Origin of the sequence: Allocatelliglobosispora scoriae (genome assembly GCF_014204945.1) — a bacterium.
GTDB classification, from domain to species: Bacteria; Actinomycetota; Actinomycetes; order Mycobacteriales; family Micromonosporaceae; genus Allocatelliglobosispora; species Allocatelliglobosispora scoriae.
In genome coordinates this window covers 815084-834645 of record NZ_JACHMN010000003.1, presented here as the reverse complement: position 1 = coordinate 834645, position 19562 = coordinate 815084, and the positions used below count along the sequence as shown (strand labels likewise).

Annotated in this window: 17 protein-coding genes and 1 pseudogene; 11 read left to right on the top strand and 7 right to left on the bottom strand. The window is 71.0% G+C overall.

All coding sequences use genetic code 11. The features are described 5' to 3' along the window. Positions 1-20 precede the first annotated feature (20 nt). On the top strand, positions 21-1088 hold the full coding sequence (locus F4553_RS30280) for a branched-chain amino acid aminotransferase (RefSeq protein ID WP_184842792.1): 1068 nt from the start codon (positions 21-23) through the stop codon (positions 1086-1088). A 96-nt stretch (positions 1089-1184) separates the two neighbouring features. Here the strand turns inward: F4553_RS30280 and F4553_RS30275 are convergent, their stop codons facing one another. Then, complete coding sequence (locus F4553_RS30275) at positions 1185-2087, bottom strand: C40 family peptidase (protein ID WP_184842789.1); 903 nt, start codon at positions 2085-2087, stop codon at positions 1185-1187. A 116-nt stretch (positions 2088-2203) separates the two neighbouring features. Between F4553_RS30275 and F4553_RS30270 the strand changes: the two genes are divergently transcribed. Together F4553_RS30270 and F4553_RS30265 are read left to right on the top strand one after the other, a co-directional pair. Further along, positions 2204-3853 carry a RecQ family ATP-dependent DNA helicase gene (locus F4553_RS30270; RefSeq protein WP_184842786.1) on the top strand — a complete coding sequence of 550 codons (1650 nt, stop codon included), beginning with the start codon at positions 2204-2206 and terminating at the stop codon, positions 3851-3853. 1 nt (position 3854) lies between these two features. Beyond that, positions 3855-4547, top strand: coding sequence for a carbon-nitrogen hydrolase family protein (locus F4553_RS30265; protein ID WP_184842783.1), 693 nt, complete (start codon positions 3855-3857; stop codon positions 4545-4547). A gap of 201 nt (positions 4548-4748) precedes the next feature. On the opposite strand, the gene F4553_RS30260 is transcribed toward F4553_RS30265, so the two are convergent. Then, on the bottom strand, positions 4749-5591 hold the full coding sequence (locus F4553_RS30260; protein ID WP_184842780.1) for a hypothetical protein: 843 nt from the start codon (positions 5589-5591) through the stop codon (positions 4749-4751). A gap of 335 nt (positions 5592-5926) precedes the next feature. Between F4553_RS30260 and F4553_RS30255 the strand changes: the two genes are divergently transcribed. Continuing rightward, positions 5927-7867, top strand: a complete 1941-nt coding sequence (locus tag F4553_RS30255; protein ID WP_221470539.1) for a S8 family serine peptidase — start codon at positions 5927-5929, stop codon at positions 7865-7867. Between the two features lie 42 nt (positions 7868-7909). Here the strand turns inward: F4553_RS30255 and F4553_RS30250 are convergent, their stop codons facing one another. Further along, a complete protein-coding gene (locus F4553_RS30250) occupies positions 7910-8848 on the bottom strand; it encodes a hypothetical protein (RefSeq protein ID WP_184842778.1) in 939 nt (312 codons plus the stop codon). 177 nt (positions 8849-9025) lie between these two features. Between F4553_RS30250 and F4553_RS30245 the strand changes: the two genes are divergently transcribed. Genes F4553_RS30245 through F4553_RS30225 form a run of 5 tightly spaced genes read left to right on the top strand, consistent with a single transcriptional unit; the run spans position 9026 to position 13746 of the window. Then, entirely contained in the window at positions 9026-9337 is a 312-nt protein-coding gene (locus tag F4553_RS30245; RefSeq protein ID WP_246467522.1) for an acyl carrier protein, read from the top strand. Continuing rightward, positions 9334-10503, top strand: a complete 1170-nt coding sequence (locus F4553_RS42595; protein ID WP_184842772.1) for a cytochrome P450 — start codon at positions 9334-9336, stop codon at positions 10501-10503. Before F4553_RS30245 ends, F4553_RS42595 begins: the two co-directional genes overlap by 4 nt. After that, positions 10504-11781, top strand: a complete 1278-nt coding sequence (locus F4553_RS30235; protein WP_184842769.1) for a condensation domain-containing protein — start codon at positions 10504-10506, stop codon at positions 11779-11781. It abuts the gene before it with no gap. After that, positions 11778-13169 (top strand): amino acid adenylation domain-containing protein, encoded by a 1392-nt coding sequence (locus tag F4553_RS30230; protein ID WP_184842766.1) that lies wholly within the window; start codon positions 11778-11780, stop codon positions 13167-13169. The genes F4553_RS30235 and F4553_RS30230 overlap by 4 nt, the downstream gene beginning before the upstream one ends. Before the next feature lie 16 nt (positions 13170-13185). Continuing rightward, entirely contained in the window at positions 13186-13746 is a 561-nt protein-coding gene (locus F4553_RS30225) for a chloramphenicol phosphotransferase CPT family protein (RefSeq protein ID WP_184842764.1), read from the top strand. 49 nt (positions 13747-13795) lie between these two features. Here the strand turns inward: F4553_RS30225 and F4553_RS30220 are convergent, their stop codons facing one another. The 4 genes and pseudogenes from F4553_RS30220 to rho all read right to left on the bottom strand — a co-directional run. Continuing rightward, positions 13796-14482, bottom strand: coding sequence for a hypothetical protein (locus F4553_RS30220; protein ID WP_184842761.1), 687 nt, complete (start codon positions 14480-14482; stop codon positions 13796-13798). A 72-nt stretch (positions 14483-14554) separates the two neighbouring features. Then, complete coding sequence (locus F4553_RS30215; protein ID WP_184842759.1) at positions 14555-15223, bottom strand: response regulator; 669 nt, start codon at positions 15221-15223, stop codon at positions 14555-14557. Then, complete coding sequence (locus F4553_RS30210) at positions 15220-16404, bottom strand: sensor histidine kinase (protein WP_184842755.1); 1185 nt, start codon at positions 16402-16404, stop codon at positions 15220-15222. Before F4553_RS30210 ends, F4553_RS30215 begins: the two co-directional genes overlap by 4 nt. A 70-nt stretch (positions 16405-16474) precedes the next feature. Beyond that, a pseudogene (gene rho, locus F4553_RS30205) lies at positions 16475-17665 on the bottom strand (transcription termination factor Rho); the annotation flags it as partial. A gap of 468 nt (positions 17666-18133) precedes the next feature. Between rho and F4553_RS40285 the strand changes: the two are divergent. Together F4553_RS40285 and F4553_RS30195 are read left to right on the top strand one after the other, a co-directional pair. After that, positions 18134-18394, top strand: coding sequence for an FAD-binding protein (locus tag F4553_RS40285; RefSeq protein ID WP_221470538.1), 261 nt, complete (start codon positions 18134-18136; stop codon positions 18392-18394). Positions 18395-18461: 67 nt separating this feature from the next. Next, positions 18462-19265, top strand: coding sequence for a maleylpyruvate isomerase family mycothiol-dependent enzyme (locus tag F4553_RS30195; RefSeq protein ID WP_184842750.1), 804 nt, complete (start codon positions 18462-18464; stop codon positions 19263-19265). The last annotated feature ends 297 nt before the right edge of the window (positions 19266-19562 follow it).

The following is a 19562-nucleotide window of genomic DNA, read 5'->3' as shown; positions in this document are numbered from 1 at the left end:
CGTCCTAACAGGAGGATCTGATGACCACCCTTGTCGACACCCGCCCCAGCAAGGTCATGGCGAACCCCGGGCACGGCGACGCCTTCACCGACCACATGGTGACCGCGCACTGGACGCGCGCGGACGGCTGGACCGTGCCGCAGCTCGGCCCGCTCGTCAACCTCTCGATGCACCCCGGCATGATCGGGCTGCACTACGCGCAGGTCGTCTTCGAAGGGCTTAAGGCGTTCGTGCAGGCAGACGGCTCGATCGCGGCGTTTCGGCCCCGCGACAACGCGGCTCGCTTCGCCCGCTCGGCGGCCCGGCTCGCCATGCCCGAGGTGCCCGCGTCGATGTTCCTCTCGGCGGTCGAGGAGGTCGTCCGGGCCGACGCGGACTGGCTGCTCGACAACCCGCAGCACACCCTCTATCTCCGGCCGCTGCTCTACGCCAGCGAGGCGCAGCTCATGCTCCGCGCCTCCAACGAGTACACGTTCCTGATGATGGCGTTCCTCGCGGGCGGGTTCTTCGGCGATCAGGTCGACCCCGTCTCCGTCCTGGTCAGCCGCGACTTCACCCGGGCCGTCCCCGGCGGCACCGGCAACGTCAAGTGCGCAGCCAACTACGGTCCGTCGCTGCTCGCCCAGCGCCAGGCCCAGGAGGCGGGCTGCCAGCAGGTCGTCTGGCTCGACGCCGCCGAGCACCGGTTCATCGAGGAGATGGGCGGGATGAACCTCTTCTTCGTCCGCGGCAGCGGCGCCGACGCCCGCCTCGTCACCCCGGAGCTGACCGGAACGCTGCTGCCCGGCATGACCCGCAACAGCCTGCTCACGATCGCCGCCCGGGAGGGCTACGCGGTGAGCGAGGAGCGGATCACCGTCGACGAGTGGCGGGACCAGTGCCTCTCCGGCGCGATCACCGAGACCTTCGCCTGCGGCACCGCAGCGGTGGTCACCCCCGTCGGCCGGGTACGCGACCGGGACGGCGACTTCATGATCGGCACCGGCACGATGGGAGCGGTGACACGGCGGCTGCGGGCGGCGCTCCTCGATGTCCAGCACGGCCGCACCGCCGACCCGGCCGGCTGGCTCCACCCGATCACGATCTGAGCAAGGGTGAAGATCGCCGCAACTCTTGAAGAGTTGTTGTTAAGGCCTGGCGGCCTGAAGCAACAACTCTTCAAGAGTTGCGGCGATCTTCGGCGCTCAGCTGCGCAGGCGGCGGGCGCTGTGGAGGTGGCCGTGCCGAAGCTCGGTGATCGGGGTGTCGATCGTGTCCCAGTCGGTCTGGGACGCCTGCAGCATCGACGGCCATCCGTCGATCACCTCGGCGCAGATCCCGACGTGATAGACGAACCCGGTGTCCGGCTTGCGGAAGAACATCAGGTCGCCGGGCGCCAGCTTCTCCAGCGGCACCTCGTCGCCCACCCCCGCCATGTCGGCGGCGTCACGCGGCACGACCAGCCCGAACCGGCGGTAGAGCGCGTGGATCAGCCCGCTGCAGTCCAGCCCGGAACCGCTCGCCAGGCCGCCCGCGAGATACATCAGCCCGAGGAACTGCCGCCCCTCGCCGAGCAGCTCCTTCGCCGTCGGCAGGGGGCCGCCCTCGGCATACGGCGCGACCGCCGCATCGGGGAGCCAGCCCCGACCGCCGCCGGGCAGGGCCACCCAGACACCGCCGGCCTCCCGGAGGAACGACGGCAGCACCGTCGCGTAGCTCACGTCGGGGATCAGCACGGCACCGCCGGGACCGGCGAGCACCTCGGTGACCGGAACCGTCACCACGACCCGCTCCCCCGTCGGCGTGGCCGCCTCGGCGAGCTGGGCCAGCGGCAGGTAACCGGGGTAGCCGCGATGATCGCGGCGGGACGGCTGGTCGGGGACGATGACCCGGGCCCAGCCATCGTCGATCTGGTCGACGATGACGGTCTCGCCGAGCAGGACCTGGGTGTCGAGGCGGCCCCACAGCTGGCGCCGCTCGGCCGGTCCCTGCGCGGCGGCCCACGCCGACAGGTCGGCGGGGTGGCCGAGGACGAGTTCGTCGAGTTGGCGGGCGGCCTGGGGCGAGGTCCAGAGTCCGGCGGCGGCGACGCATACCTGCACGTGCATCCCGGAACCCTACGTCAGAGCGGATCTTTGGCGTACTCCCGCTGGTCATGAGGCGGATGGCATCGACCGCGCCGGTGACGCCGAGCCGCGCGGACCTCGCGTGAAAGAATATCGCGATGAGTGCGAACAAAACCGGCGCCGCGACCACCGGCGATCTCGAACGGTTGCGGGAAGCCGCGGCAAGGCTCTTCGGCTGGGAGACGCTGCGACCGGCGCAGGCCGAGTCGATGGCGCACGTGATGGCCGGGCGGGACACCCTCGTCGTCTCGCCGACCGGCTCGGGCAAGTCGGCGATCTACCAGGTCCCCGCCGTGCTGCTCAACGGCACGACGATCGTCGTCTCGCCGCTGATCGCGCTCCAGCGCGACCAGGTCAAGGGCCTGATCGAGCGGGGTGCCGCGGGCGCGCACGTCGTCAACTCGTCGCGGTCGGCCCGGGCCAACAGCGAGGCCTTCGAGGCCCTGCAGTCCGGCGATGCCGAGTTCATCTTCCTCGCACCGGAGCAGCTCGCGAAGGACGAGGTGATCGCCGAGCTCGCCGAGGCGAAGCCGTCGCTCTTCGTCGTCGACGAGGCCCACTGCGTCTCGTCCTGGGGCCACGACTTCCGGCCGGACTACCTGCGCCTCGGCGAGGTGATCGAGCGCCTCGGCCACCCGGCGGTGCTGGCGCTGACCGCCACCGCGTCGCCGCCGGTGCGGGCCGACATCGTCGAGCGGCTGGGGATGCGCGACCCGGTGCAGGTCGTGAAGGGCTTCGACCGGCCCAACATCCGGCTCGAGGTGTCGCGCGAGGTCACCGCCCGCGAGAAGCGCCGCGAGATCATCGAGCGGATCGTCGCGCTGGATCCGCCCGGCCTACTCTACGTCCAGACCAGGGCAGAGACGGATGAGTACGCCGAAGCCCTCCGCCAGGTCGGCGAGGAGGCGTACGCGTACCACGCCGGACTGGCACCGGCCGAGCGGGCGGCGGTGCACGACGCGTTCCTCGCCTCCGATCGAGTCATCGTCGTGGCGACCTCCGCCTTCGGCATGGGCATCGACAAGCCCGACGTCCACTTCGTGGTGCACGCGGCCCCCGCCGAGTCGTTGGACTCGTACTACCAGCAGATCGGCCGCGCCGGCCGCGACGGCGAACCCGCCACCGCGGTGCTCTACTTCCGCCCCGAGGACCTGCGGCTGCCGCGCTTCTTCTCCTCCGGCACCGTCGACTCCGAGCTGCTCACCGGCGTCGCCGGGGCGATCCGCGACGCGAGCGGCCCGATCCGCATCGACGACATCGCCGAGGCGCTCGACGTGACCCGGGCCCGGGTCACCCGCTCGGCCAACCTGCTCCAGCAGGCCGGTGCGATCACCAGCGGCGCCGACGGCTTGAGCTGGACCGACGAGTCCACCGACCCGGCCGAGGCGGTCGCCGCGGCGGCCGCGGAGGCGGAGAAGATGCGGACGATCGAGCTGACCCGGGTGGAGATGATGCGCGGCTACGCCGAGACCGAGGACTGCCGGCGGCACTTCCTGCTCGGCTACTTCGGCGAGGAGCTGCCGGGGCTGTGCGGATCGTGCGACTCCTGCGAGGACGGCACCGCCACCGCACGGGCCGGGATCGACACGGGTTTCGCCGTGCAGTCCCGGGTACGCCACGCCGAGTGGGGTCCGGGCATCGTCATGCGCGAGGAGAACGACCGCATCACCGTCCTCTTCGAGGAGGTCGGCTACCGAACCCTGTCGTTGAAGGCAGTCGCGGCGCGGAACCTGCTCGTGGCGGCCTGAGATGCGTGCACCCCTCACCATCGCTGCGGCGCAGCCCCGCTGCGTCGCCTTCGACATCGCCGCCAACGCGCTGATCCACGCCGAGGTGGTCCGGTCGGCGGGCGCCCGGGTCGTGGTCTTCCCGGAGCTGTCGCTGACCGGTTACGAACTGGACGCCCCGACGATCCGGCCCGACGATCCACGGCTCACGCCGCTCGTCGAGGCGTGTGCCGAGACCGGAACGCTGGCCCTCGCCGGTGCGCCGGTCGACGGACCGCACATCGGGATGCTCGCCGTCTCGGGTGCGGGTGCCACGGTCGCCTATCGGAAGCTGTGGCTCGGATCGGCCGAGGAGGTCCGGTTCGTCCCGGGTCACGAGCCGGCCGTGCTCGATGTCGACGGCTGGCGGCTGGGGCTGGCGATCTGCAAGGACACCGGCGTCGCGCAGCACGCTGCCGCGACTGCCGCGCTGGGGATCGACGCCTATGTCGCGGGGGTGCTGGAGCAGGCGGCCGATGCCGAGATCCAGCCCGAGCGGGCTCGGCGGATCGTCGCGGATCACCGGGTCTGGGTGGTGGTGGCGAGCTTCGCGGGCGGCACCGGTGGCGGGTTCGACTCCGCCGCCGGTGGCTCGGCGATCTGGGCACCGGACGGGTCGCTGGTGGCCGCGGCGGGTCCGGAGATCGGCGCGATCGCCCAGGCCACGCTGCGCTGACAGCGGCGGCGGCGGCCCGTTTTAGGACCAACTCTTGAAGAGTTGCGGCGATCTTGGTGCGCCGATGGCAGGGGGCGGCGGCTCGGTGATCACGTCTGGTTCCGGGAATTCGACGCAATCTTGGTCCTTGATCACGTCTGCTTCACCGAAGCAGACGTGATCTCTCACGCGAGCACGCGAGCACGCGAGCACGCGAGCACGTCAGTGGGCGGTGCCGGCGGACCAGAGCACCGTGCCGCCGTCGACGATCCGCACGTCGCCGTCGGCGGCGAGGACGAGCACCGCACCGCTGTGCCCGGCCGTCCCCGATGCCCACACCGCCCGGTCTCGCCGGTCATAGACGACGAGGTGCCCGTCGCCCTGGAAGACCGCGCGCTCGCCCCGCCCGTCCGTCCCGGAGCGCCACCGGATCGTGCCGTTCTCGTCGACGACGACCAGGTCGCCGTTGTTCTGCAGCAGCAGCCGGGTCCGGTTGCTGCTCACCGAGTCGCCCTCGTCGAGCACGAGCGTCGGCGTGAAGGTGCTCGCCGTCCACACCGGACTCGGGCTGGGACCGGGGCTCGGGCTCGCGCTGGCGCTGGGCACCGCGGGCGAGCCGCCGAGAGTCTGCGGCGTGGCGGTCGGCGTGGCGGTCGGGCTGGACACGCGAACCGTCGGGCTGGGCGGGCCGGACCGGACCGGGGACGCCGCGGCGGCTGCCTCGATCACCGGGCCGGGCTGCCACTGCACCGGCGTCGGCGACGGGCTCGATGCGGGCTGTGACCAGCTCGGACCGCCACCGGCCCGGATGGTGAGCCCGGCGGCGAGGACCACGGTGACCGCGACGGTCGCGCCGATGATGACCCTGGTGTTCGCCTTGCTCGGCGGGTCTTCCAGCTCGATGATCTCGCCGGTCCAGCTCTCCACGAGCGCGAGCTCCTGGGACGGCGGGGTGAGGCGGTGCCGCCCGGCGGGAAGGGCTGGGGCAAGTGCCGCCGGTGCGGGAATGATCTCCAGCTCGTCGCTCGGCTCGTCATCGCCGTCGGCGGCGCTGTCCATGGCCATGCGCTCCGGCCCCTCCTCCATCGGGGCACAGCACAGACTGGTCCCTCGCAACGACACGCGTACCCCCGGGCTACGAGGGTACGTTCGTTGCCCCGCAAGCGGTTACGCAGGTCGTCTAACGGACAGTCACCGGCGAAGCGGATCCCCGCCGGTGGCGGCACCGAGAACCTCGGCGCGCTGGCCGAAGCCAATAAACAGTTTTGATGTTACGAATGTTCGACCTCTGTTTACGACTCTGTCGCCCGCACTCCATCTCCTCCTAGGTTCGGCGCAGCCCTCCGGGGTCGGCGCCATAGGGGCCCGGCCACGGACCCGGCATCTGGGAGGAGATCATCGTGCTACAACGACTTTCGGCAGCCAGCGCCGCAGTGTTCATCGCGCTGGCCGGAACATGGGGCCTCGGCGCGGCGGCACAGGCCGCACCCGAGGGAGCGATCCTCTACACCGACAGCCCCAACGCCGTCCCGGGCCGCTACATCGTGGTGCTCAAGGAGACGGCAGGCTTCACCGGGACCGCCATCAGCGCGAAGGCGCAGCAGCTCTCCGGCAAGTTCGGCGGCCAGACCCGGCACGTCTTCAGCAGCGGCCTGCGCGGCTTCTCGCTGAGCACCTCGGCGGCGCAGGCGAAGCTGCTCGCCGCCGATCCGGCCGTCTCCTATGTGGAGCAGGTGCAGCGGATCAGCGTGCAGGACACCCAGAACAACCCGCCGAACTGGGGCGACGACCGCGTCGACCAGCGCAACCTGCCGCTGAACCAGGCCTTCACCTATCCGACCAACCCCGGTCAGGGTGTGACGGTCTACGTTCTCGACACCGGTCTCAACGCGAGCCACGTCGACTTCAGCGGCCGCGTCAAGCAGGGCACGGACATCGTCGACGGCGACAGCAACCCCGCCGACTGCCACGGTCACGGCACGCACACCGCGGGCACCGCCGTCGGCACCAGCTACGGCATCGCCAAGAAGGCGAGCGTCGTCTCGGTCCGCGTCCTGGACTGCCAGGGCAGCGGCACCAACGACGACCTGATCGCGGGCATCAACTGGGTCCGCAGCAACGCGCAGAAGCCGGCCGTCGCCAACTACAGCATCGGCTGCACGAGCCGCTGCAGCAGCCAGGCGATGGACAGCGCCGTGTCGAACCTCATCTCCTCGGGCGTGCAGTTCGTCCAGGCGGCGGGCAACTCGGGCGACGACGCGTGCTACTACAGCCCGCAGGGCGTCTCGGCGGCGATCACCGTCGGCAACTCCAACAGCTCCGACGCGAAGAACAGCAGCAGCAACTACGGCTCCTGCCTCGACATCTTCGCGCCGGGCACGAGCATCGTCTCGGCGTCCTACTCCAGCAACACCGGCAGCGCCACGATGACCGGCACGTCGATGGCGTCGCCGCACGTCGCCGGTGCGGCTGCGCTCTACCTCGGGGCCAACCCCAATGCCACCCCCGCGCAGGTACGCGACGCGCTGGTCACCAACGGCACCACGGGCAAGATCACGAGCCCGGGCAGCGGGTCCCCGAACGTGCTGCTCTACACCGGTTTCATCGGTGGCGGCACCCCGGGCAACCCGGCCGTCACGAACCCCGGCAACCAGAGCACCGCGGTCGGCGGCACGGCCAACCTGCAGCTGCAGGCGTCGGGCGGCACCTCGCCGTACACCTGGAGCGCCTCGGGCCTGCCCACGGGCCTGTCGATCGGTTCCTCGACCGGCAAGGTCACCGGCACCGCGAGCACCGCCGGCACCTACAATGTGACGGTCACCGTGACCGACTCGGCGAGCAAGACCGGCTCGGCGCAGTTCACCTGGACCGTCTCGACCGGTGGCGGCTGCACCGCGGCGCAGCTCATCGGCAACTCGGGCTTCGAGAGCGGCACCTCGCCGTGGACGGCGACCGCCAACGTCATCGGCCAGTGGTCGCAGTACCCGGCCCGCACCGGCTCGCGTAACGCCTGGCTCAACGGCGGCGGCCGGGTGCAGGTCGACAACATCACCCAGTCGGTCACGATCCCGTCCGGTTGCAGCAACACCTCGCTGAGCTTCTGGATCCGGATCACGACCGCCGAGACGGAGAGCGTGATCTACGACAAGCTGACCGTGACGGCCAACGGCACGTCGATCGCGACCTACTCCAACCTGGACAAGAACAGCGGTTACGCGCAGAAGACCATCAACCTCGGCGCGTACGCCGGGCAGGCCGTGACGCTGAAGTTCAACGGCGTCGAGGACTCCAACCTGCAGACGAGCTTCGTCATCGACGATGTGACGGTCAACGCGAGCTGACCTCCCCAGGGGGAAGGGAGTGGGCGGTCACGGGTGGACCGCTCACTCCCATTCCCAGCGCATGCCGACGATCCCGGGCGGCACGTCCGAGGCGATGAGGTGGGCACCGTGCATGGAACCGATCCACACCTCACGCAATCCCTGGTCCGGCGCGTTGATGCCGCGCCGCTCATATCGGTAGCAGCGGGCGGGCACCGCGTCACGGTCGAACTGCACCTCCAGCACGAACTCGCTCACCGGCGTGGAGAAGCCCCGGTAATAGCGGTCCGTCGCGGTGAGCGAGGCGCTGAGGAACTCGTACTCCAGGACGACCGTGTCGCCCTGCGCGAGCATCCGGTCAAAGATGATCTCCGCGGCGATCAGGCCGGAGCTGGGGTCGGTGCGGACCCGGCCGAGCCGGCAGTTGCGCAGGGCGTTGATCTGGGTGAAGGCGTCGAGGTCGTCGGTGCTGAAGATGGCGACGGTCCGCGACACCCGGTCGGTGTTGGCCCGCAGCACCTGGCGGCAGGTGAGGCTGATCTCCTGCCGCGAACCGCCGACGAGGTAGATGTCGTGCAGGCTGAGGCGGGTCAGCTCGTGGTACATCCAGCGGTCGAGCTCGCCGACCATCTTGGCGACGCTGCCGCTGTCGTTGAAGAGCCGGTCGATGTCGATGGTGCCGGGCGGCGGCTGGTCGAGCCAGCGCCCCCGCGGGCGACGCGGTCCGAGCTGGGCGAGGAGCGACTCGGCGGGCAGCGCGAGGATCTCCTCCAGCAGGTGCACCGCCTTGAGCGAATCGGGTCGTTCGGGACGGCTGCGCCCGCGCCGCCAGTAGCTCAGGGTGGTGACGCTGACGTTGACGCCCGCCGCGGCGAGCCGTGCCTGGATCTCCTCCAGCCGGAGGCCCCGGTCCTCGATGGCGAGGTGGAGCGCGGCGGAGAACGGCCCGGTGCGCAGCGCGTGCACCAGGTCCCGGCCGAGCTCCGCGCGACCTATCTCCATGGCTGCTGAGTATCGTCACCCCGGACCGACTACGCCATAGATAACGCCACCGAACCCCGTCCACCCGTCGCTGTAGGACGGGTAAACCCTCGCGGTAACTGTGCCCGATTCCCTTGCCGTGCCCCATTTGCGCTGCTTGACTCGGCGGAGATGGAGCACACCACCGGGGGGATGGACATGGCAACCGTCACGGCTCGACATGATCTCGAGATCGACACCGAGTACGCCGCACCCGGCGACGAGACCGAGGCGCGGCTCGCCGAACTCTGGTCCGCTCAGCTCGGCGTCTTCCCCGTCGGCGTCCACGACGACTTCTTCGAGCTGGGCGGCGACTCGCTCTTCGCGGCCGAGCTGCTGCTGACGATGGACCGCGAGTTCGGCGTCGAGATCCCGGCCTGGACCCTCTTCCTCTCACCCACGATCGTGGAGATGGCCCAGGCGATCGCCGAGGCCCGCAAGCCGGCAGAGGCAAGGCCGACGGGCGCGTGACCGCGGACCTCGCCGACCCCGCGGTCTTCGCGGCGGGCGGCCAGCACGAGGCATGGCGGGAGCTGCGGCAGCATTCGCCCGTGCACCGGCACCCGAGCGGATTCTGGTCGGTCACCGGCTACGCCGACGTCGAGCGCGTCCTGCGCGACCACGCGGCCTTCACCTCCGAGCGCGGCACCCTGCTCAACCTGCTCGGCAAGCCCGATCCGGCGAGCGGGCGGCAGCTCGCGGCGACCGATCCCCCGGCGCACGACCGGATGCGGCTGCCGCTGCAGCGGGTGATGGGCTCGCGGGCGGCGGGTGCGTCGACGCGCCGGATCCAGCTGGCGGTCCGCGAGCTGCTGGCGCCCGGTGCCGACGGCGACGCCTTCGACCTCGCGGTGGCGATGCGCGGTCTGCCGCTGGCGCTGATCGGGTCGCTGCTGGACCTGCCGACCGGGGACTGGCCGAGGCTGGTCCAGCTGGTGATGGCGGCGAGCGCCGAGGAGGATCCCGAGTTCCAGCTCGCCGACGGTCCGGCGGCGACGCTGGCGCGGGCGCACCGCGAGCTCTTCGCCTACTTCCTGGAGCTGGTCCGGGCGCGCGGTCGGGCACCGGGCGACGATCTCGTGAGCCTGATGCTCACCGTGATGGATCCGGCCGAGACGGTCTCCAACTGCTACAGCCTGCTGCTCGGCGCGAGCGTGACCCTGCCCAACGTGCCGACGGCCGCGGTGCTGGCGACCGCGGGCACACCCGCCTGGCGTCGTTTCGCCGACGATCCCGACGCGCTCGCGAGCGGAGTCGAGGAGGCGCTGCGCTGGGCCTCCCCGGCGAGCCACTTCATGCGGCACGCGACCGGCCCGGTCACCCTCTCCGGGGTGGCGATCCCGGCGGGCGATCCGGTGGTGGCGTGGATCGGCGCGGCCAATCGCGATCCGGCGATCTTCGTCGATCCTGATGTCTTCGATCCGGTCCGCTCGCCCAACCGGCACCTCGCCTTCGGCGGCGGGCACCACTACTGCATCGGCTCGCACCACGCCCGGCTCGCGCTGCGGCTGCTCTTCACCGAGCTCTTCGCCATGTTCGACGAGGTCGACGTGGTCGGCGAGCCGGTCCGGGTGCGCTCCACCTTCCTGTCCGGCTTCACCAGGCTGGCCGTGGCCGGCCGACCGAGGAGACGCTAGATGACGACGATCACGCAGGCCCCGCTCACCTATGCCCAGCAGCTCGTCCTCCGGCTGGAGCAGGGCACCCCCGGCAGCGTGCTGGGCCCGAGGTTCCTGGTCCGGGTCGCCTTCACGGTGCGGCACGAGATCGATCTGGAGGTGCTGCGGCAGGCCGTCGGCGATGTGGTGGCGCGGCACGACGCGCTGCGCACGATCGTCACCGCCGACGGGCTGCGGGTGCTGCCGCCGATGCCGGGACGGCTCATCGTGGAGGAGATCGACGATGTCGACGCCTTCCTGGCGAGGGCGAGCGAGGACGACTACCCATCCGGCGAGCCGCCGCTGCTCTGGGTGCGGCTCGGCCGCTGCACCGGCGGCGAGTCGATCCTCGTCATCGTGGCCCACCACATCGCCGCGGACGGGTGGTCGCTGCCGCTGCTCGCCCGGGACCTCGTCGACGCCTACACGGGGCGCAGCCGGGGCGGCGAGCCCTTCGAGGCCGATGTCATGCAGTATGCGTCCGTCGCCGAGGACGACTTCTCCGACGACTGGCAGGCGACGATCTCCCGGGCGCTGCCCTACTGGCGGGAGCGGCTCGTCGGGACCGAGCAGCTCATGCTGCCGGTGCCGACGCCGGCACCGCCCGGTCCACAGTCGACGATCCGGTTCCGGATCCCGGCCGAGCTGTGGCCGAGGCTGGTCACGGCGGCCCGCCGCAGCCGCACCACCCCGGCCACGATGCTCTTCACCGCCTTCGTGGCGACGATCTACCCTGATCAGCGCGATGTCGTGGTGCCGATCATCACGTCGGGCCGGCAGCCCTCGGAGTGGTACACGGTCGGGCTGATGATCAATGTGCTCTGGCTGCGGGTCACCCGCGACGACCCGGCCGACCTGCGCGAGACGCTGCGCCGGGCCGACCGCACCTGCCGCGAGGCCTACGCGCATGACATCCCGCTGCTGCGGGTGCTCGGCGAGGCGCCGGGGCTGGCGAAGGTGGCGTTCCGGCCGAGGCCGGTCATCGAGGCGACCTACCCGGCGTTCCAGGTGATCCCGACATCGCCGATCGGGCCGGTGAGCAGCGATCCGACGCTGGTGCTCGAACCCATCGCGGAGGACCGGCAGCCGGGGCTCCCCGCGCCCGCGTCACTCGCCTGGTCGATGCGGCTCGACGAGACGGTCAACGGATACGTCACCTTCGACTCCCATCTCTACAGTCCGGAGTGGATCGACGAGCACATCGAGCGATATCTGATGGTCCTGGCCGAGCTGGCGGACGGTGGCGGGGCGGCGTGACGGCGTACCCGGAGCATGTTCTCGACCTGCTGGAACCGCGACTCGCCGGCGACGCCCCGGCCGTCGCGGACCGGGCGGGGGTTCTGTCCTATCAGGAGCTCGACCGGCTCTCGGTCGGGCTCGCCGCCGCGCTGCTGGCGGCGGGGGTCGCGGCCGACGAACCGGTGCTGGTCCACGCCCACCTGTCGCGCTGGGCGATCGTCGGGATGCTCGGTGTCCTGCGCGCGGGCGCCCGCTACGTCGCGGTCGACGCCGCGTTCCCGGACGAGCGCCAGCAGCTCATGGCCGAGGCGAGCGGGGCGCGCGTCACGGTCCGCGAGCCCGGCCTCACGGTCCGGCTGCGCGCGCCGCTGACGCCCATCTCCGCAGACCAACCCCCAACCCGCATGGGGGTACGCCGGGGAAGGCTCGCATACACCTGCTTCACGAGCGGCTCCACCGGGCACCCCAAGCCGGTCACGATCTCGGCACGGGCGCTCGCCTACTCCACGGCCGCGAGGCTTTCCCACTATCGCGAGCCGGTGACCGGCTTCCTGCTCTGCTCATCGATCTCCTTCGACAGCTCGGTCGCCGGGATCTACTGGACGCTCGCGTGCGGCGGCACGATCGTCATCCCCAGCGAGCGCCCCTCCGACCTCGCCGCTGCCGGGCGCTTCGCCGCCGAGCACCGGCCCTCGCACGCGCTGCTGGTGCCGTCGCTCTACGGCGTGGCGCTGCGGGGCGGCCTCGCCGAGCAGTTCGCGTCGCTGCGCACGGTGATCGTGGCGGGCGAGGTCTGCCCGCCCGACCTGGTCGCGGCCCACTTCGCCGCGCTGCCGGACACGGAGCTGCACAACGAGTACGGCCCCACCGAGTGCACGGTCTGGAGCACCGTGCACCGCTGCGAACCGGCCGACGCCGAGGCGGCGAGCGTGCCGATCGGGCTGCCGATCCCGGGCACCGAGATCGTCATGCTCGACCCGTCGCTCGACGGTGTCGGCGAGCTCTGCCTCGCCGGGCCGGGCCTCGCCGAGGGCGAGCCGAGCCCCTACCGCACCGGCGACCTCGTCTCCCGGCGCGACGACGGTGAGCTGCTCTTCCACGGGCGCGCCGATCACCAGCTCAAGCTCGGCGGGGTGCGGGTGGAGCGGGCCGAGATCGAGCAGGCGCTGCGATCGTTCCCCGGGATCGAGGAGGCAGGCGTCGGTGTCGGCCACCCCGCGGGCCGCAACCGGCTGACCGCCTCGCTGGTGGCAAAGGCCGACGTCGACCGGGCCGAGATCCGGGCCCACCTGCTCGAACGGCTGCCGATCGCGGCGATCCCCACCCGGTTCCTACTCCTCGCAGAGCTGCCCCGGCTCCCCAACGGCAAGCTCGACCACGCCGAGCTGGACCGGCGGGCCGGGTAGGCGCGACGATGGCAGCGTGATCATCCTGCTCAACGGGGTCTCCAGCTCCGGCAAGACCAGCATCGCCGAGGAGCTGCTGCGGATCCTCGACCGGCCCTTCTTCCACATCGGCGTGGACGCGATCGGCGCGATGCGGTCGGTTCCCGCGACCGCCGCGCTCTCCCCCGACGAGCTCGCGGCGGTGCTGCGGCGCACTCGGGCGGGCTTCCACCGGGTGATCGCCGGGATGGCCGCGGCCGGCAACGATGTCGTGGCCGATCACGTACTCAGCGAGCCCTGGCGGCTCCCCGACTGCCTGGCGGTGCTGGCCGGATTCGACGTCGTCTTCGTCGGGGTGCACTGCCCGCCGGCGGAGCTGGCCCGGCGCGAGCTGGCCCGCGGCGACCGCACCCCCGGCCAGGCGGCCGCCCAGTTGGCCACCGTCCACCAGCACGGCGACTACGACCTGGAGTGCGACACGGGTAGGTCGACGCCCACGGAGTGCGCCCACCAGATCCGCGATTACCTCACCGGCCGCGACCCGGCGGCCCCCGGCGCGTTCGCCCGCCTCCGCTCCGCGTGTCAGAACATCGTTTAGCACCAACTCTTGAAGAGTTGTTTTAGCACCAACTCTTCAAGAGTTGGTGCTAACGCGGCGTCGACCCCGACTTCGGTGGCGGATCCTGCGGCGTGTCCAGCATCAGGGAGAGGGAGACGAGGGCGGGCGCGGTCACCGCCTCGTTGCGGGCCAGCTGGCGGACCACGCTCGTCGTCGCGCCGTCGTGGAGTTTGAGGATCTTGGTGCGCTGCTCCTCCAGGGAGGCGAGCATCGCCGCCGTCGACACCTCGGTCTCGGCGCGCAGGGCGTCGTAGCTCGCCATCGCCACGCTCGCGTCGTCGATCGCCACGTTGCGAGCGGCGAAGTCACCCGCCCGATGGTGGGCTGCCGCCCGAGCCGTCGCGGCCCGGATCTCCTCGCCCAGCCCGGCGACCGCCGCGTGGCGGTCGGCGATCGCGACGGCGACGATGCTCGCCTCGGCGTCGAAGAGCGTCATCTCGGCATAGACCGGGCTCCAGGCCTGCTCCGTGATCTCCCTGGCCCGAAGGTCGCGAGCCCGCAGGTCGACCCCGACCCACTGCGCGAGGAGGATCATCGATGGCACCCAGCAGGCGACCCAGGTCAGCACCCAGAAGGTCATCGGCACGCCGGCCAGTGCCTCGGCCCCGACCGTGAGGGCGCTGACGGCGGCGACCACACAGATCACCCGGAGCACCGCAATCTTGATCCGCGGGTGCGAGTGAGCCCGCCACAGCGGCGCAAGCTGGGTAATCATCGGCTGATCTTACAAAACCCCAGGTCGCTGGTCACCCCCCGATTTCGGCAAACCTCGGAAATGCCCGAAAATCTATGATTGGGCGTTGCCGGGGGTCACCAGGCCCGTCTCGTAGGCGACGACGACGGCCTGCGCCCGGCTGGAGAGGGCGAGCTTGCTCATCAGCCGGTTGAGGTGCGTCTTCACCGTCGCCTCGCTGAGGAAGAGCTCCAGCGCGATCTCCGCGTTGGAGAGGCCTCGCGCCACCAGCAGCAGCACCTCCCGCTCGCGACCGGTCAGCACGTCCAGCGCGGGCGCCGGTTTCAGCGGCCGCTCGGCGGGCGCGTTCGCCTCGATCAGCCGGCGCACCACCGTCGGCGCGAAGAGCATGTCGCCACCGGCGATCGCCGTGATCGCGGCGAAGAGGCGCTCCGGGCTGGTGTCCTTGAGCAGGAAGCCGCTCGCACCCGCCCGCAGCGCGGCGTAGACATACTCGTCGAGGTCGAAGGTGGTCAGGATGAGCACCTTCGGCGGCGCGGCGCCGCCGTCGGCGAGGATGCGCTCCGTCGCCCCGATGCCGCTGAGACCCGGCATCCGGATGTCCATCAGGATCACCTCCGGCTGGGCGGAGGCGGCGACGCTGACCGCCTCCTCGCCCGTCGCGGCCTCGCCGACGACGGTGAGGCCGGGCATGGCCTTGATCATGGCGACGAGTCCCGCCCGGATCAGGATCTGATCGTCGACCACCATGATGTCGGTCATGTGACGCGCTCCTCCAGCGGAAGGGTCAGGGCGACCTGGAAGCCGCCCCCGGGCCGCTCGCCCGCGTGCAGCGTGCCGCCGTAGATCCTGGTCCGCTCACGCATGCCGATCAGCCCGTGCCGCACCACGCCACCGTTGTCCCCGCCGACCGCATCGGCCGCGACCTCCGCGAGCGGGGCGCCCCTGTCGGTCACGGTCACCGCCAGCTCATGCGGCTGCCAGCGCAGCGCCACCGTGGCGACCGGCGGGTCGGCGTGCTTGAGCACGTTGGTCAGCGACTCCTGGATCACGCGGTAGACGCAGAGGCCGAGCCCCGACGGGAGCGGGACCTCGGTGCCGTGAACCTCGATGTCCACGGTGGCCCCGGCCGAGCGTACGCGTTCCAGGAGCTCCGGCAGTCGGGAGAGCCCGGGTGCGGAGTCGTAGGGGGTGTCCGACTGCGGTTCCTCGGCGGCGACGCGCAGCACGGCGAGCATGCGCCGCATCTCGCTCAGCGCCTCGTGCGCCGTCCCCGCGATGACCTCGAGCGCGGCGCGGGCCGTGTCGGGATCGGTCTTGAGCACATAGCGACCGAGGCCGGCCTGGACGGAGATGACCGACATGTGGTGTGCCACCACGTCGTGCAGCTCGCGAGCGATGCGCCGCTGCTCCTGGGAGACGGCTCGATGGGCGCGCTCCTGCTGCTCCCGGCGGAGCTGCTCACTGAGCCGGGAGAGCTGGCGGCCCCGATCGGCGAGACGGCCGGTGCTGTCGCCGTAGGCCCAGGCGATGACCGCGATCAGACCGACGACGGCATAGCCGAACAGACGTGGCTCCAACGGCAGACGGTGCTGGGCGAACGCGAGGACGCCAAACGCGATCATGCTGAGCCAGATCGAGGTACGCCGTCGCTTGTACATCGCGACGGAGAAGATCCCCAGCGCGAGCTGGAAAGTCACGACCGAGTGGTAATAGCCGAGAGCAAGGTAGATCGTCGAGATGACGCAGACCATCAGCAGCGTCACCGCCGGGGCGCGGCGGCGCACCAGCAACGGCAGATTAAAGGCGACGATCAGCACATATCCAAGTGTGTCGATGTCGATCCAGTGTTCGCCCACGTAGAAGTGGAACGCGACCTGCAGGATCGCGGCCAGCAGCATCCACGCGACCAGTCCGACATCAACCACGCGGCGCCATCGCATCCGCAGAAACTAGCCGGGCAGCGTAAGTCCTGTCATCAACCTGTAGTTGACAAACCCTGGGCGTAGCCGCCTATCGCGACAGCTGCATCAGGAACTCGGCGTTGCTGCCGGTCTTGCGCAGCCGGTCAAGGAGCTGCTCGACGCTCTGGTTGCCGTCGAGCCCCTGCAGGGCCTTGCGCAGCCGCCGGATCAGGGCGAGCTCGTCGGGGCCGAGCAGCAGCTCCTCCTTGCGGGTGCCGGAGGAGTCGACGTCGATCGCCGGGAAGATGCGCCGGTCGGCCATGGCGCGCATGAGGCGCAGCTCGGCGTTGCCGGTGCTCTTGAACTCCTCGAAGATGAGGTTGTCACCGGCCGAGCCGGTCTCGACGAGGGCGGTCGCGATGATGGTGAGCGAGCCGCCGTTCTCGATGTTGCGGGCGGCACCGAGGAGCCGCTTGGGCGCCTGCAGCGCGGTGGAGTCGATGCCGCCGGAGAGCGTCCGGCCGCCGGAGGGCGCGGCCAGGTTGTAGGCGCGGCCCAGCCGGGTGATCGAGTCGAGCAGCACGACCACGTCGCGGCCCTGCTCGACCATGCGCTTGGCCCGCTCGATGGCGAGCTCGGAGACGGCGATGTGCTCCGACGGCGGCCGGTCGAAGGTGGAGGCGATCACCTCGCCGCGCACGGTGCGCTGCATGTCGGTGACCTCCTCGGGCCGCTCGTCGATGAGCAGCGCCATCAGGTGGCAGTCCGGGTAGTTGGTGGCGATCGAGTGGGCGATGGCCTGCAGCACGGTCGTCTTGCCCGCCTTCGGCGGCGACACGATCAGGGCGCGCTGGCCCTTGCCGATCGGGGTCAGCAGGTCGATCACACGGGTCGTGAGAACGTTCGGCGTCGTCTCCAGGCGGATGCGCTCCTGGGGGTAGAGCGGCGTCAGCTGCGTGAAGTCGGCTCGCCGGGGCAGCGCGTCGAGCGGGTTGCCGTTGACGGTGTCGAGCCGGACCAGCGGGTTGCGCTTGTCGCGACGGTCACCGCTGGGCCCGGCCGGTCGGGCCGCGCCGGTGATGAGGTCACCGGAGCGCAGGTCGTGACGGCGGATGTGCGAGACCGAGAGGTAGATGTCGTCCGGACCCGGTGCGTAACCGTCGACCCGGATGAAGCCGTGATCGGTGCGGACGTCGAGGATCCCGGCGACCGAGATGAGCTCCTCGCCGTCGACGAGGGGCTGAGCGCTGTGGGGTGCCCGGCTGGCGGGGCGGCGGGTGTTGTTGCCGCGCGTGTTGCGCCGGGGGGTGGATGCGGCGTCGCTGCGCGGCCGCGTTGCCAGTTCGGTCAAGAGTTGCTCCTGGTGTGGGTTACGGGCCGCCCGGGCGTTGAAGTGCCACGGTGCGGTGCGCGGGCTGGCGGGGCGGGGTGCCGTCGAATGGCACTCAGCGCGGGCGAGCAGCCTTGGCGCGGACGAGACGGGCGAGCTGAGAATGCGGCCCGGTAGGGATCGAACCTCCTGGGGGCAATTGCCAACTCCAAGGGAAGTCCACCACGAGAATAGCTCATAGTGGGCGCAAACGCAAGATCGCGCCCGCACCGGGGGCAGGTCGGCCCGGTGAAGCATGGTGAGGACGTGCCCGTAGCTCGTTGATGCCCCTCACCATATCCCCCGGACCTCTTCAGGGTGGGGAGCCACCGCCCGGCTGCCGTCGTTCTGCCCGTCCATAGGTGTCCGTCGTTAGCCTGCCCCGCGCGGATCCGGGACATGCGCGATGTGGATGTGCTTGTCATCGGATCCGGCCCGGGCGGGCAGAAGGCCGCCGTCGCCGCGAAGCCGGGTCGTCGGGTCGCGATCGTCGAACGCGGCGAACATGGTCGGTGGAGTCCGCATCGTGCCGCGCTGGCGGGCCTCGCCGCCGACTCTCGGGGCCGGATCGCCGTCGAGCCGACGCCCGCCGAGTCCTACACGGTCGCGGTCCTCGATGTGACGAACAAGATGCGTCACATCGCGAGCCTGCGCGACTGAGGCTGTCGCATCCGATCCGACCCGCCTAGGATCGGATCGTGGCCGACGTGATCCGCGAGGAGTGCCCATGACGACGACAGCCCCGGGCCCGGCCGGCCTTCTCCCCGCTCTGCTCGCGGGTGCGGCAGACTCCGCCGAGCGGCTGTCGGCGCATGCCGATCTGCTCGACGACGCGACGGTCCGCGGCGATTCCGCGCTGCCGACCTGGAGTCGGGGCCATGTGCTGAACCACCTCGCCCGGCACGCCGACTCGCTGCGCCGCACCGCCGAGGCCGCATCGCGCGGCGAGGTGGTCGAGGCCTACGAGGGCGGCGCGGCCGGACGCGCGGCGGAGATCGAGGCGGGTGCGGGGCGCAGTGCCGCTGAGCTCGCCGCCGACCTGCGCGAATCGGGCGCCCGTCTCGCCGAGGCCTGGCACCGGTTGGACCCGTCGCTGTGGCAGGCACCCACCAAGGCGCTGACCGGGCTGCGACCCCTCTTCATGGGCGTCGCCTCGCGGTGGCTGGAGCTCGAGATCCATCACGTGGACCTCGATCTGGGCTACGCACCGACCGACTGGCCCGACAACTTCGTCAGCGCGGCCCTGCCGATCATCATCAACGGCCTGCCCGGGCGCGCCTCCGCCGACCGTCCGGCACCGGCCACGACCTGGCTGCTGTGGAGCACCGACCTGGCGACCGGCTGGTCCGTCGACACGACCACCACTCCGGCGAGCGTGCAGCCCGCCGCCGAGCGGGCCGAGGCTGCCTTCGTCGTCGAGGGTCCGGGCCACGCGTTGCTCGCCTGGCTGCTCGGGCGTTCCGACGGCACGACCCTGACCGCCACCAGCCCTGCTGCGCTCGCTCTGCCGGGCCATTACCCCTTCCCCTGAGCCGAGCTCCATCGCCGCTGCCCCCCATGATCGCGCTGTTTCCCGGAAACAGGGCGCTCGAAGGGTGCGCGAGGGGCTAGTTTCCAGGAAACAACGCGATCATCCAGGCCGAGGCGGTGGGCGGCCGCCCACCGATCGTCGCAACTCTTCAAGAGTTGGTGCTAAAGCGCGCCCGGATGTGGTCCACGGTTTGCAGCAAAGCGTGCCCATCTCCTCATGGGAGGCCACGCTTTGCTGCAAAGCGTGACGAGGGACCGGCGCCGCTTTAGCACCAACTCTTCAAGAGTTGCGACGATC

Coding starts and splice junctions, on each gene's coding strand:
- F4553_RS30260 (WP_184842780.1), bottom strand. CDS start 5,591: ATGGCCATGGACAGCGCCGCCGACGGCGATGACGAGCCGAGCGACGAG.
- F4553_RS30250 (WP_184842778.1), bottom strand. CDS start 8,848: ATGGAGATAGGTCGCGCGGAGCTCGGCCGGGACCTGGTGCACGCGCTG.
- F4553_RS30280 (WP_184842792.1), top strand. CDS start 21: ATGACCACCCTTGTCGACACCCGCCCCAGCAAGGTCATGGCGAACCCC.
- F4553_RS30235 (WP_184842769.1), top strand. CDS start 10,504: ATGACGACGATCACGCAGGCCCCGCTCACCTATGCCCAGCAGCTCGTC.
- F4553_RS30275 (WP_184842789.1), bottom strand. CDS start 2,087: ATGCACGTGCAGGTATGCGTCGCCGCCGCCGGACTCTGGACCTCGCCC.
- F4553_RS30195 (WP_184842750.1), top strand. CDS start 18,462: ATGACGACGACAGCCCCGGGCCCGGCCGGCCTTCTCCCCGCTCTGCTC.
- F4553_RS40285 (WP_221470538.1), top strand. CDS start 18,134: ATGCGCGATGTGGATGTGCTTGTCATCGGATCCGGCCCGGGCGGGCAG.
- F4553_RS30265 (WP_184842783.1), top strand. CDS start 3,855: ATGCGTGCACCCCTCACCATCGCTGCGGCGCAGCCCCGCTGCGTCGCC.
- F4553_RS30210 (WP_184842755.1), bottom strand. CDS start 16,404: ATGCGATGGCGCCGCGTGGTTGATGTCGGACTGGTCGCGTGGATGCTG.
- F4553_RS30270 (WP_184842786.1), top strand. CDS start 2,204: ATGAGTGCGAACAAAACCGGCGCCGCGACCACCGGCGATCTCGAACGG.
- F4553_RS30220 (WP_184842761.1), bottom strand. CDS start 14,482: ATGATTACCCAGCTTGCGCCGCTGTGGCGGGCTCACTCGCACCCGCGG.
- F4553_RS30245 (WP_246467522.1), top strand. CDS start 9,026: ATGGCAACCGTCACGGCTCGACATGATCTCGAGATCGACACCGAGTAC.
- F4553_RS30215 (WP_184842759.1), bottom strand. CDS start 15,223: ATGACCGACATCATGGTGGTCGACGATCAGATCCTGATCCGGGCGGGA.